11 protein-coding genes are annotated in these 11998 nt (G+C 65.6%); 10 read left to right on the forward strand and 1 reads right to left on the reverse strand.

Going from position 1 to position 11998, the window contains the following annotated elements; translation table 11 throughout:
* The first annotated feature begins 43 nt into the window (after nucleotides 1-43).
* From SMD10_RS05510 to dgoD, 4 genes are all read left to right on the forward strand, one after another.
* The gene (locus tag SMD10_RS05510; RefSeq protein ID WP_331684656.1) at nucleotides 44-1591 is read left to right on the forward strand and encodes a sulfatase family protein; all 1548 of its coding nucleotides are present in this window, start codon (nucleotides 44-46) and stop codon (nucleotides 1589-1591) included.
* Between the two features lie 130 nt (nucleotides 1592-1721).
* Nucleotides 1722-2705: a formylglycine-generating enzyme family protein gene (locus SMD10_RS05515; RefSeq protein ID WP_490338289.1), complete on the forward strand. Its 984-nt coding sequence runs from the start codon at nucleotides 1722-1724 to the stop codon at nucleotides 2703-2705.
* 96 nt (nucleotides 2706-2801) lie between these two features.
* Nucleotides 2802-3599 (forward strand): glucose 1-dehydrogenase, encoded by a 798-nt coding sequence (locus tag SMD10_RS05520; protein WP_331684658.1) that lies wholly within the window; start codon nucleotides 2802-2804, stop codon nucleotides 3597-3599.
* Nucleotides 3600-3682: 83 nt separating this feature from the next.
* Nucleotides 3683-4831 carry a galactonate dehydratase gene (dgoD, locus tag SMD10_RS05525; RefSeq protein WP_331684659.1) on the forward strand — a complete coding sequence of 383 codons (1149 nt, stop codon included), beginning with the start codon at nucleotides 3683-3685 and terminating at the stop codon, nucleotides 4829-4831.
* A gap of 43 nt (nucleotides 4832-4874) precedes the next feature.
* On the opposite strand, the gene SMD10_RS05530 is transcribed toward dgoD, so the two are convergent.
* Nucleotides 4875-5762 carry an AraC family transcriptional regulator gene (locus SMD10_RS05530; RefSeq protein ID WP_331684660.1) on the reverse strand — a complete coding sequence of 296 codons (888 nt, stop codon included), beginning with the start codon at nucleotides 5760-5762 and terminating at the stop codon, nucleotides 4875-4877.
* Between the two features lie 135 nt (nucleotides 5763-5897).
* Here SMD10_RS05530 and SMD10_RS05535 point away from each other — a divergent pair, with 135 nt between their 5' ends.
* The 6 genes from SMD10_RS05535 (at nucleotide 5898) to SMD10_RS05560 (ending at nucleotide 11996) form a co-directional block, all read left to right on the forward strand.
* Nucleotides 5898-6653, forward strand: a complete 756-nt coding sequence (locus SMD10_RS05535) for an SDR family NAD(P)-dependent oxidoreductase (protein ID WP_331684661.1) — start codon at nucleotides 5898-5900, stop codon at nucleotides 6651-6653.
* Between the two features lie 308 nt (nucleotides 6654-6961).
* A complete protein-coding gene (locus tag SMD10_RS05540) occupies nucleotides 6962-7666 on the forward strand; it encodes a FadR/GntR family transcriptional regulator (protein ID WP_331684662.1) in 705 nt (234 codons plus the stop codon).
* On the forward strand, nucleotides 7663-8823 hold the full coding sequence (locus SMD10_RS05545; RefSeq protein WP_331684663.1) for a PLP-dependent transferase: 1161 nt from the start codon (nucleotides 7663-7665) through the stop codon (nucleotides 8821-8823). Before SMD10_RS05540 ends, SMD10_RS05545 begins: the two co-directional genes overlap by 4 nt.
* 59 nt (nucleotides 8824-8882) lie before the next feature.
* On the forward strand, nucleotides 8883-10142 hold the full coding sequence (locus SMD10_RS05550) for an ABC transporter substrate-binding protein (RefSeq protein ID WP_331684664.1): 1260 nt from the start codon (nucleotides 8883-8885) through the stop codon (nucleotides 10140-10142).
* Nucleotides 10143-10221: 79 nt separating this feature from the next.
* Nucleotides 10222-11154 carry a carbohydrate ABC transporter permease gene (locus SMD10_RS05555; RefSeq protein WP_331684665.1) on the forward strand — a complete coding sequence of 311 codons (933 nt, stop codon included), beginning with the start codon at nucleotides 10222-10224 and terminating at the stop codon, nucleotides 11152-11154.
* 2 nt (nucleotides 11155-11156) lie between these two features.
* Nucleotides 11157-11996, forward strand: coding sequence for a carbohydrate ABC transporter permease (locus SMD10_RS05560; RefSeq protein ID WP_331684666.1), 840 nt, complete (start codon nucleotides 11157-11159; stop codon nucleotides 11994-11996).
* Nucleotides 11997-11998 lie beyond the last annotated feature (2 nt).

The following is an 11998-nucleotide window of genomic DNA, read 5'->3' on the forward strand; positions in this document are numbered from 1 at the left end:
CTTGAGTTTCGGGCAACGCCGCTCCGCGCTGAAGTTAAACGTGATGGCCAAGCCACTGAACATCCTACTCATCACCACCGACCAACAACATTACACCGCAATCGGCGCGTGCGACCCCGCGCTCAAGACGCCCAATCTCGACCGGCTGTGCCGGGAAGGCACGCGGTTCGACCGGGCCTACTGCTGCAATCCTGTGTGCACGCCGTCACGAGCCAGCATGATCACCGGCCTCTATCCCTCGCACCACGGCGCCTGGACGATCGGCGTCAAGCTGCCCGAGGACGTGCCGACGCTGGGAGGCCACCTGATCGAGGCCGGATACGACACGGCGCTGATCGGCAAGGCGCATTTCCAGCCGCTGGCATCGCGGCCGGACGAGCCGTCGCTCGAAGCCCAGCCGACGCTGCGCGACCTGGATTTCTGGCGCGGCTTCAATCGCACCTGGTACGGCTTCGAGCATGTGGAACTCGCCCGCAACCATGCCGACGAGAGCCATGTCGGCCAGCACTACGCGTTATGGATGGAGGAGCAGGGCTTTTCGGAGTGGCGCGAGTATTTCCAGCCTTTGCCGGGCGATACCGCCGAACACGCGCCGCGCCGCAGCCCGGCCGGCAAGTACTGGGCGCGCTCCGACCGGGCGTGGGGGCTGCCGGAAGACCTGCACTACACCCATTGGACCGGCGAACGGTCGCTCGCCTATCTCGACGCGCATGGTCGGGGCGAAAAGCCGTTCCTCCTCTGGACGAGCTTCCACGATCCGCATCCGCCCTACACGGTGAGCGAGCCCTGGGCCTCCATGTACGATCCCGATGACATGGAGGTCGGCCACGTGGTGCCCGGCGAGCACGATCGCAACCCACCGCATTTCGCCAAGACGCAGGAGAAAAATCCGGATTACGGCACCTGGCATAAGCCCTACGAGGCACATGGCTGCGACAGCCATCTCTATCCGGAAGAGGAATTGAAGAAGGACAAGGCCGTCTACTACGGCATGATCAGCTTCATCGACCAGGAGGTCGGCCGGCTGCTCGACACGCTCGACGGGCTCGGCATCGCCGATAATACGCTGGTGATTTTCACCACCGATCACGGCCATTTCCTCGGCCAGCACGGGCTCGTCGCCAAGGGGCCGTTCCACTACGAGGACATGCTGCGCGTGCCGATGATCGTGCGCTGGCCGGGCGTCGTGCCGGCCGGCCAGGTGTCGGATGCGCTGCAGAGCCTCGTCGACTTCGCGCCGACGATCCTCGATGCCGCCGGCTTGCCCGTTCCCGGTGCGATGCAGGGCGTCTCGCAGATGCCCTGCTGGCGAGGCGACGTCGCCAGCGTGCGCGACTTCGCGCTGTGCGAAAACCGGCACAATCCCGACATGCCGCATGTCATGAGCTACATCACAGAGCGCTACAAGCTGACCGTCTACCGGCGCGGCGAATGGGGCGAACTCTTCGATCTCGTCGCGGATTCCGGCGAGCTTCACAATCTCTGGGCCGAACCCGAACACCAGGCGCTCAAGCAGGAGCTTCTGCTCGGCATGGTGCAGGCGATCATGCGTTCGGAGCCGACGCGGATGGAGCGCGTTGCGCAGGCTTAGCGGTCTCGCAGCGAGCGGCTTTTCTTTCCGCGCGGCGGAGCGGCACTCCAATCGACCTTATCCGCCGACGGCTTCATCCGACGGTTGTCGACAATTGCTTGTCGGCCGTTTTTTTGCGAGAGCCAGAACCATGACCGCCAACCGTTCTTGTTGCACGCCGAGCCGACCGGAAACGGAACCGGCTCGTACGCAAACCATCGCGCCGGGCGGCAAGCGCACCGGCGGACGCATGGTCCACATCCCAGCCGGCCCGTTTCGCATGGGAAGCGACGACCCGATCGTCTTTGCCGGCGATGGCGAGGGGCCTGTGCGGGAGGTCGCGCTCGATGCCTACCTCATCGACGAAACGGCGGTAACGAACGCCGCCTTCGCGACCTTTTGCGACGAGACGGGCTATGAAACGGAGGCCGAGCTCTTCGGCTGGTCCTTCGTCTTCTATGCCGCCCTGCATCCCGGCGCCCGCGACCATGTGATCGAGCAGCGGGTGCCTGGCGCCCCCTGGTGGCTGGGGGTGCGACAGGCGAGCTGGCGATGCCCCGACGGACCGGGCTCGCGCTGGCAGGAGCGGCGCCATCATCCGGTGGTCCACGTCTCGTGGAACGATGCGGCCGCCTATGCGGCCTGGGCGGGCAAGCGGCTTCCCACCGAGGCCGAGTGGGAGAAGGCCGCTCGCGGCGGCCTCGACCAGGCCACCTATCCCTGGGGCGATGAGTTGCAGCCCGGCGGGCGGCACCGCTGCAACATCTGGCAAGGACGGTTTCCCAACGAGAACACCGGCGAGGACGGCTATCTGTCGACCGCACCGGTTCGCGCCTTTCCGGCCAATGGCTACGGCCTCTACGAGACCTCCGGAAACGTCTGGGAATGGTGCGCCGACACTTTCAGCGCCGACTGGCATCGACCGGCATCGCCGGAGACCCGCATCAATCCCAAGGGACCGGGCGCCGGCCCCGCCAAGGTGACCAAGGGGGGCTCCTATCTTTGCCACGCCTCCTACTGCAACCGCTACCGGGTGGCGGCGCGCACGTCGAACACGCCCGATTCCAGCACGGGCCACATGGGGTTCCGCTGTGCCGCCGACGCGGAGCCAGAGCCGGAGCCGCCCAGCGCATGAGCGCCGCCCCGTCCATTTGTGCCGCGCCGGCCGCGTGACCCGAGGCACGACCGCGCTGGGGCTATCGATCAAGGGTCGATGAGAGGGAAAGAGCTGATGACCGACGTCTCGTCCGACCGTTCCGATTTTTTGTCCGAAGCCTTCGGATTGCGGGATTGCCACGTTCTCGTTACCGGATCGAGCGCCGGGATCGGCTTCGCCTTGGCGCGCGGCTTCGCCGCGGCAGGGGCGCGGGTGGTGCTCAACGGACGCACGGCGGAGCGGATCGACGGGGCCTGCCGCGCCCTGGCGAACCTCGGCTTCGAGGCCACGGGCGCGGTCTTCGACGTCACCGACAGCGCAGCCGTGGAAACCGCCGTCGCGACGATCGTCGACGAGCAGGGGCCGATCGACATCCTCGTCAACAATGCCGGCATCCAGCATCGCGCGCCGCTGCACGAGTTTCCCGAGGACGCGTTTCAGCGCCTCATCGAAACCAATCTGACCAGCGCGTTCCGAGTCGGCAAGGCGGTCGCGAAGGGCATGATCGAACGCCGCCGCGGCTCCATCATCAATGTCTGCTCGGTCCAGAGCGAACTGGCCCGTCCCTCGATCGCGCCCTATGCCGCCTCGAAGGGTGGCCTGAAGATGCTGACCAAGGGCATGGCGCTCGACTGGGGACCCTACGGCATCCGGGTCAACGGACTGGCGCCCGGCTATTTCAAGACAGAACTCAATCGGGCGCTGGTCGCCGACTCCGGCTTTTCCGATTGGCTGGTCGGCCGCACGCCGCTCAAGCGCTGGGGCGAGGTCGACGAACTGGCGGGCGCCGCGATCTTCCTGGCCTCGGACGCCGCGAGCTTCGTAACGGGCCATATCCTCTACGTGGATGGCGGCGTCACCGGCTGCCTGTGAACCCGGACGGCGGAATCGGTAGACCGCGTCGACGATGCAGGGCCGGCCGTCTGCGAGCCCGAGACATAGGAAAGAAGATCCCGATGAAGATCACCAAGCTCACCACCTATGTCGTGCCGCCGCGCTGGCTGTTCCTGAAGATCGAGACGGACGAGGGCGTGACCGGCTGGGGCGAGCCGGTGGTGGAGGGCCGCGCGCTGACGGTCGAGGCGGCCGTTCACGAGCTCTCCGACTACCTGGTCGGCAAGGACCCGATGCTGATCGAGGATCACTGGCAGGTGCTCTATCGCGGCGGCTTCTATCGCGGCGGTGCCATTCACATGAGCGCGCTGGCCGGCATCGACCAGGCGCTGTGGGACATCAAGGGCAAATGGCTCGGCCAGCCGGTCCATGCGTTGCTCGGCGGACAAGTGCGCGACCGCATCAAGGTCTATTCCTGGATCGGCGGCGACCGCCCCGCCGATGTCGCGCGCCATGCCCAGGAGGTTGTCGCGCTCGGCTTCACCGCGATCAAGCTCAACGGCTCGGAAGAGATGCAGATCGTCGACAGCAACGCGAAGGTCACGCGGGCAGTCGAAACCATCGCGGCGATCCGCGAGGCGGTGGGTCCCGACATCGGCATCGGCGTCGACTTCCATGGCCGCGTGCACAAGCCGATGGCCAAGGTGCTGGCGCGCGAACTCGAACCCTTCAAGCTGATGTTCATCGAAGAACCCGTGCTCTCGGAGAACCGCGAGACGCTGAAGGAGATCGCCAACCATTGCTCGACGCCCATCGCGCTGGGCGAACGGCTCTATTCGCGCTGGGACTTCAAGTCGGTGCTGGCCGACGGCTATGTCGACATCATCCAGCCCGATCTCAGCCATGCCGGTGGCATTACCGAATGCCGCAAGATCGCGACGATGGCCGAAGCCTACGACGTGGCACTGGCGCCGCACTGCCCGCTCGGCCCGATCGCGCTGGCCGCCTGCCTGCAGGTCGACGCGGTGTCCTACAACGCCTTCATCCAGGAACAGAGCCTCGGCATTCATTACAACCAGGGCAACGACATTCTGGACTACATCGCCAACAAGGAGGTGTTCCACTATGCCGACGGCTTCGTCTCGATCCCGCAGGGCCCCGGCCTCGGCATCGAGGTCGACGAGACCTATGTCGTCGAGCGGGCCAAGGAGGGGCATCGCTGGCGCAATCCCGTGTGGCGCCATCCCGACGGCAGTGTCGCGGAGTGGTAGGCGCGACCGAGGGGCGCCGAGCGCGCTGCCCGGCGGACCGATTTCAGGCGGCGGCCCCCGCCCGCGCGATCCGGGTATCCCTGGCCGGGGGCAGGCCGAACATCCGGCCGTATTCGCGGGTGAACTGCGGTACGCTCTCGTAGCCCACCGCGAACGCCGCACTGCTGGCGCTCAGGCCCTCCGCCTGCATCATCCGGCGCGCCTCGATCAGTCGCAGCTGCTTCTGGAACTGCCGGGGCGACAGCGAGGTCACGGCACGAAAGTGCTGATGGAACGACGACAGACTCATGCCGGCGACGTCGGCCAGATGCTCGACCGGCAACGGCTCGGCGAATCGAGCGCGCAGCACCGCCACCGCGCGCGCCACCCGCCCGGCATGGCTCGTCGGCCACCCCAGCCGCCGGATCGCCGCCCCGTGCGGGCCGGCCAGAAGCCAATAGTGCATTTCGCGCACCAGCGGATCGCGCAGCACCGGCAAGGCCTTCGGACGATCGAGCAAATTCATCAGCCGCAGCGCCGCATCGACGACCTCGCCGTCGCTCGGTTCGACCCGTATGGGCGCGCCCACGGCCTCGGGGTCCGGATCCATTTCCGCCGTCAGTTCCGAGATGACGGCCGGGTCGAGATCGAGGACCAGTGAGAGATAGGGAGCGACGACGCTTGCGCGCGTGATCTGGCTCGCGGTGGGCACATCGGCCGAGATCAAAAGCGACTGACCGGCCTTCAGGGCATAGCGTCCCGCCCCGAGCGCGACCTCCTTGCCTCCCTGCAGAACGAGGGCGACGAGTGGCCGCGAGATGGCATAGTCGAGGCCGCTGGGGGCGACGGCGCGCACGATCGTCAGGCCCGGAATCGGCGTGCGCGCGATGCCGGAGGCGTCGGAATGGTTCTCGGCGTAGCGGCGAGCGGCGTCGACCAGTGTGTCTGTCATGGTCGCAAGGATAGCCGCCTCTCCCGACGCCGTAAATCCATCCTGGAGAATTAGGCAAGGAATGCCGAGCTTCCGGCAACATCGACACGCCGGATCGGTCGATCATGCGGGCATCCCAACCACAGGAGATACGCCATGACCAAGATCGCACTCGTGACCGGCGCCGGCCGAGGGCTCGGCCGAAATACCGCTCTCGCCATCGCGCGCTCCGGCAGCGACGTCGTCATCACCTATCGCAGCAGCGAGGAAGAGGCTCGGGCGGTGGGCGCCGAGATCGCCGCCATGAACCGCAAGGCGGTGGCGCTGAAGCTCGACAGCGGCGCCATCGCCGACTTCGCGCCGTTCGTCGGACGGCTGCGCGCCGTGCTCGGAGAAACCTGGCAGCGCCAGACCTTCGACCATCTGGTCAACAATGCGGGCCATGGCGAATACGCCATGTTCGACCAGACCAGTGAGGCGCAGTTCGACGGCCTCGTCGATGTCCACCTCAAGGGCGTGTTCTTTCTGACCCAGGCGCTGCTGCCTCTGCTGGCCGACGGCGGCCGCATCGTGAATATCTCCAGCGGCCTGACGCGGATTTCCTATCCCGGCTTTTCCGCCTATTCGGCGGTCAAGGCCGCGGTCGAGGTTTTGTCGGTCTACATGGCCAAGGAACTCGGTCCGCGCGGCATCGCGGTCAACACCGTGGCGCCCGGCGCGATCGAGAACGATTTCGGCGGCGGACTGGTGCGCGACAATCCCGACGTCAACAAGGAGTTCGCCGGCATGACGGCGCTGGGTCGGGTCGGCGTTCCCGATGACATCGGACCGATGATCGCCAGCCTGCTTACCGAACACAACCGCTGGATCAACGCCCAGCGGATCGAAGTCTCGGGAGGCCAGGTGATCTAAGCGCTTGAATATCCAATGAGGCAGGGTGACCGAGGCTGCCCTGCCATCGGTACGTCTGCCTCCATCGCGATCGCTGGAAAGGGGGGACATTTTCGAATCCGATCCCGATTGATGCATCCGGCACTCGGTCGGGCAACGCCCTGACACGCTCGCTGCATCGCCTCACCAAAGACGCACTCGGGTCCGCGAAGTGCCGAGGATTTGATCATTTGGTCGCATTGCCAATGAACTAGGCGTGCGCGCCTTGACAGGCACTGGTTCAACATGTCTGATGTCTGATAGCAATCGACGTTCGGAGTGCGAGACGCTTGTTGAATGGCCTTTCCCGGTTGCCGCAATCCGATCGCACCGGCGCTGCCGTGAAGGCTCTCGCGGACTTCATCGACCGTTCCACGCTTCAGCCGGGGGACCAGCTGCCGTCCGAGCGCGAGATCATGGATGCGCTCGGCGTCGGGCGGTCCACGGCGCGCGAGGCGGTGCGCACACTGCAGGCCTTGGGCGTGGTGGAGACCCGCAAGGGCCTCGGCACTTTTCTTCTGACGCGCATTTCGTCCTCGACCATCCACGTGCCGCTGCACATCGATGCCACGCATCTGCGCGACGCGCTGCTCCAGACTCTCGAGGTGCGGCGTGGGCTGGAGGCCGAGGCCAGCGCGGTGGCGGCCCGCCGCGCAGAGCCGGCGGATCTAGACCGCATGCGCGAAAAGCTGGAGGTCATGGAAGCTGTGCATCTGGAAAAGGGCACGGCCGGCCGCGAGGACCTCGCCTTTCACCTCTCGATCTACGAGGCCACGCACAACCCGTTGTTCGGCCAGATCCTCGAACAGATGCGCGCGGCCTTCGAGCACTTTTTCGAAAAGCCGTTCGACCGGCCGGACTTCGCCCGCCGATCCTTCCCCTTCCACCGCGAACTCTACGACGCGATCGCCGCCGGCGACGCCGACAGGGCGCGGGAAAAGACCATCGCCATCCTCGACATCGTCGAGGAGGATATCAAGGACATGTCCCGTTGAATTCCATCGAGGATGCGGCCTCGCTGATCGCCGCCCATGACGAAGCCAACCCGTACGACGCGGTGGTGCCGCCGATCGTCCAGACCTCGCTCTTCACCTTTTCCTCCTTCGACGAGATGGAGGCGACCTATCGCGGCCTCAAGATCCGGCCGACCTATTCGCGCGGGCTGAACCCGACCACGCGCATCTTCGAGGAAAAGCTTGCCGAGCTCGAAGGCGGCGAGGATGCGCTGGGCTTCGCCAGCGGCATGGCGGCGATCTCGTCGACCGTGCTGACCTTCGTCTCGCCTGGCGACCGCATCGTCTGCGTCCGCCACGTCTATCCGGACGCCTACCGCCTGTTCGAGACGCTGCTGAAGCGCCTCAACATCGCGGTCACCTATGTCGACGGACGCGACAAGGAGGCGGTGGCCAAGGCGCTGCCGGGCGCCAAGCTCTTCTATATGGAAAGCCCGACGAGCTGGGTGATGGACGTCCACGACGTCAAGGCGCTCGCCAAGCTGGCTCGCGACGCCGGGGTGCTGACCGTCATCGACAACTCCTGGGCTTCGCCGATCTTTCAGAAACCGCTGACGCTCGGCGTCGACCTCGTCCTGCACTCCGCCTCGAAATATTTGGGCGGTCACAGCGACGTGGTGGCCGGCGCCGTGACGGGGCCGAAGGATCTCGTCGGACGCATCCGCTCGGAGGCGCTGCCCTATCTCGGCGGCAAGCTGTCGCCCTTCGACGGCTGGCTTCTGGTGCGCGGGCTGCGCACCTTGCCGCTGCGGATGAAGGCGCATGAGGAGAGCGCGCTCGCCATCGCGCGCCGGCTGGCCGCGCACGAGGCCGTGGCGTCCGTTCAGCATCCCGGCCTTGCAAATCGTTTGCCGGAAGGGCTGACCGGCACGTCCGGACTGTTCTCCTTCATCTTCAAGGACGGCGTCGACATCCGCAATTTCGTCGACGCGCTGAAGCTGTTTCGCCTCGGCGTGAGCTGGGGCGGCCACGAGAGTCTCGCCGTGCCCGGGAAGGTGGTGCGGGCTCAGGCCGCCCAGCCCAATTCGGCGATGGATTTCGGCATCGACGAGAATTCGGTGCGCCTTCACGTCGGCCTGGAGGGCACCGAAGCCCTTTGGGCCGACCTCGAAGGGGCCATCGCCCAGGCCGTCCGGTGACGGACGAAGCAGACAGATGCGCAACACGAACCCAGACCGATGACGACAGGAGGAAGGCCATGAAGACAATGCTGATGGCGGCGACGATGCTCGCCGGCCTTGCCGCGGTTCCGGCCACGGCGCAGACGACGCTGAAGCTGACCGAGGTGATCACCAGTCCGGAACGCACCGAGACGTTGAAGAGCCTGGTGGCGAAGTTCGAGGAAGCCAACCCCGACGTCACCGTCGAGATCACCTCGCTGCCCTGGGGCGAAGCGTTCGAGAAGTTCGCCACGACGGTCTCGGCCGGCGAGACGCCGGACGTCGTGGAGATGCCCGACACCTGGCTGGCGCTCTACGGCAAGAACGGCGCGCTCGAGAACCTCGAGCCCTATCTGGCCGACTGGGAGTACACCAGCGGGCTCAACGACCGCGCGATCGAGTTCGGCCGCAGCGTCGACGACACCGCCTATACGCTGCCCTACGGCTTCTATCTGCGGGCGATGTTCTACAACAAGAAGCTCCTGGAGGAGGCCAGCGTCGAGGCGCCGCCCGCAACGTTGGACGAGTTCACCGTGGCGGCCGAAAAGATCGCCAAGCTGCCCGGCAAGTCCGCCTACTGCCTGCGCGGCGGGCCTGGCGGCCTCAACGGCTGGGTGATGTTCGGCGCCACCATGGCCGGCGACAACGCCTTCTTCAAAGAGGACGGAACCTCCACCTTCGCCGATCCGGGCTGGGTGAAGGGCCTCACCTATCTGATCGACCTCTACAAGAAGGGCTATGCCCCGAAGGATTCCGTCAACTGGGGCTTCAACGAGATCGTCGCCGGCTTCTATTCCGGCACCTGCGCGCTTCTCGATCAGGATCCCGACGCGTTGATCGCCATCGACGATCACATGTCGGAAGACGAATACGGCGTGGCACCGATGCCGAAGGGGCCCGACGGCAAGGCGTTTCCGACCATCGGCTTCGCCGGCTGGTCGATGTTCGCCAATAGCGAGCACAAGGATCTCGCCTGGAAGCTGATCGAGACGCTGGAAGGCCCGGAGGGCAACATCGCCTGGAACAAGCGCACCGGCGCCCTGCCGGTTCACAAGTCGGCCGAGGAAGACCCGTTCTACGCCCAGGACAAGTTCAAGGGCTGGTTCGAGGAGTTGAACGATCCCGACGTCATGCCGACGATGATGCCGACGGATCTCGAAGAATTTGCCTTCTTCAAGGATTCGCTCGTCATCAAGACCAGCCAGCAGGCGCTGCTCGGCGACATCTCGCCCGAGGAGCTGGGCCAGCAGTGGGCCGACTACCTGACCGCGGCCAAGCAGAAGGCCATGGGCCAGTAAGACCCGAAAGGGGCGCGGCCTCGACACGCCGCGCCCACCCTGTCGTCATCGCTTCGATGGCGAGCGCACGAAGTTTGACATGACGGCGATCAGTTCCATCCAACCGAATCCCACGCGTCCGCCCCTGAGACGGCGGCTGGCTGGAAAGGCAGAACCCTATCTCTATTCGGCGCCGGCGATCGTCCTGATCGTCACGGTGATGCTGGTTCCGCTCGTCATCGGGCTCACCTACGCCTTCCGCGACGTGCGCCTGCTCAATCCGTTCAGCGGCGGCTTCGTCGGGCTGGCCAATTTCCGCCAGTTGATCGGCGACGCCAATTTCTGGCTGGCGCTCAAGAACACCGTGTTCTGGACCGCCTCCTCGGTCGTCTTCCAGTTCACCCTCGGGCTGATCCTGGCGCTGCTCCTCAACCGGCCGTTCGCCGGGCGTGGGCTCGTTCAGGCACTGGTTTTCCTGCCATGGGCCGTGCCGAGCTTCCTGTCAGGCCTCGACTGGGCGTGGCTGTTCAACCCGGTCGTGGGCCCGATCCCGCACTGGCTTTTCGCGCTCGGGCTGATGAGCGAACCGGGCAACATCCTCGCCGATCCCGACCTTGCCATGTGGGGGCCGATCGTCGCCAATGTCTGGTGGGGCATTCCGTTTTTCGCGATCACGCTGCTGGCGGCGCTTCAGTCGATCCCCGCCGACATCTACGAGGCGGCGGCAATCGACGGTGCCGGGCCGTTCCAGCGCTTTCGCGACATCACCCTGCCCTTCCTGGCACCGACCATCGCCATTGCGGTGCTACTGCGCACGGTGTGGATCGCCAACTTCGCCGATCTGATCATCGTCATGACCAATGGCGGACCGGCCGATCGCACGCAAATCGTCGCCAGCTACATCTTCACCACCGCCTTCCGCCGGCTCGATTTCGGCTACGCCTCGGCCATCGCCATGGTGCTGCTGGTGCTTCTGATGATCTATTCGCTGCTGCTCGTCATCCTGCGGCAGACGCTTCTGGCGAGGTCGTAGCCATGGCCGCCCCCGCCCGCCGCATCGCGCTCACCCTCGCCCATCGCACCGCGATCCTTCTCTACGTCGCGGTCGCGCTGTTTCCTCTGTTCTGGCTGTTCAAAGTCTCGGTGACGCCCAATCGGCTGCTCTACAGCGAAGGGGTGCGCCTCTGGCCGTCCTCCGTCACCTGGGAGCACTATGCCTTCGTGCTGGAGCACAGCGACTTTCCGCTGTTCTTCAAGAACAGCCTCATCGTGTCGCTGTCGACCTCGGTGATCGTCACGCTGGTGGCGGCCGGCGCCGGCTATGCCATGTCGCGCTTCGCCTTCCGGGGAAAGCTATGGCTCGTCGGGCTGCTGCTCATCACCCAGATGTTTCCGCTGGTGATGCTGATCGCGCCGATCTTCCGCATGCTGGCGAGCATCGGCCTGACCAACAGCCTGACCGGGCTGATCCTGGTCTACACGGCCTTCAACGTGCCGTTCGCGGTGTTCCTGATGCAGTCCTTCTTTGACTCCATCCCGAAGGATCTCGAAGAAGCCGCGATGATCGACGGCGCGACGCGCTTCATGGCGTTCCGCCAGATCATCGTGCCGCTGACGCTGCCCGGCATGGCCGCGACGCTCGGCTTCGTCTTCACCGCGGCTTGGAGCGAGTTGCTCTTCGCGCTGATGCTGATCTCCAAGACGGGCACCAGCACTTTTCCGGTCGGGCTTCTGTCCTTCGTCTCCAAGTTCGGCGTCGACTTCGGACAGATGATGGCAGCCGGCGTCCTCGCCCTGATCCCCGCCGTGCTGTTCTTCCTCCTCATCCAGCGATACCTCGTGCAGGGCCTGACGGCCGGCGCGGTGAAAGGCTGAAG

Source organism: Consotaella aegiceratis, from assembly GCF_036541425.1.
GTDB lineage: Bacteria > Pseudomonadota > Alphaproteobacteria > Rhizobiales > Rhizobiaceae > Consotaella > Consotaella aegiceratis.

Excerpts from the sequence above, each read along its gene's own strand:
- SMD10_RS05560 (WP_331684666.1), top strand. The coding sequence starts at position 11,157 with ATGGCCGCCCCCGCCCGCCGCATCGCGCTCACCCTCGCCCATCGCACC.
- dgoD (WP_331684659.1), top strand. The coding sequence starts at position 3,683 with ATGAAGATCACCAAGCTCACCACCTATGTCGTGCCGCCGCGCTGGCTG.
- SMD10_RS05510 (WP_331684656.1), top strand. The coding sequence starts at position 44 with ATGGCCAAGCCACTGAACATCCTACTCATCACCACCGACCAACAACAT.
- SMD10_RS05530 (WP_331684660.1), bottom strand. The coding sequence starts at position 5,762 with ATGACAGACACACTGGTCGACGCCGCTCGCCGCTACGCCGAGAACCAT.
- SMD10_RS05535 (WP_331684661.1), top strand. The coding sequence starts at position 5,898 with ATGACCAAGATCGCACTCGTGACCGGCGCCGGCCGAGGGCTCGGCCGA.
- SMD10_RS05515 (WP_490338289.1), top strand. The coding sequence starts at position 1,722 with ATGACCGCCAACCGTTCTTGTTGCACGCCGAGCCGACCGGAAACGGAA.
- SMD10_RS05550 (WP_331684664.1), top strand. The coding sequence starts at position 8,883 with ATGAAGACAATGCTGATGGCGGCGACGATGCTCGCCGGCCTTGCCGCG.
- SMD10_RS05520 (WP_331684658.1), top strand. The coding sequence starts at position 2,802 with ATGACCGACGTCTCGTCCGACCGTTCCGATTTTTTGTCCGAAGCCTTC.
- SMD10_RS05555 (WP_331684665.1), top strand. The coding sequence starts at position 10,222 with ATGACGGCGATCAGTTCCATCCAACCGAATCCCACGCGTCCGCCCCTG.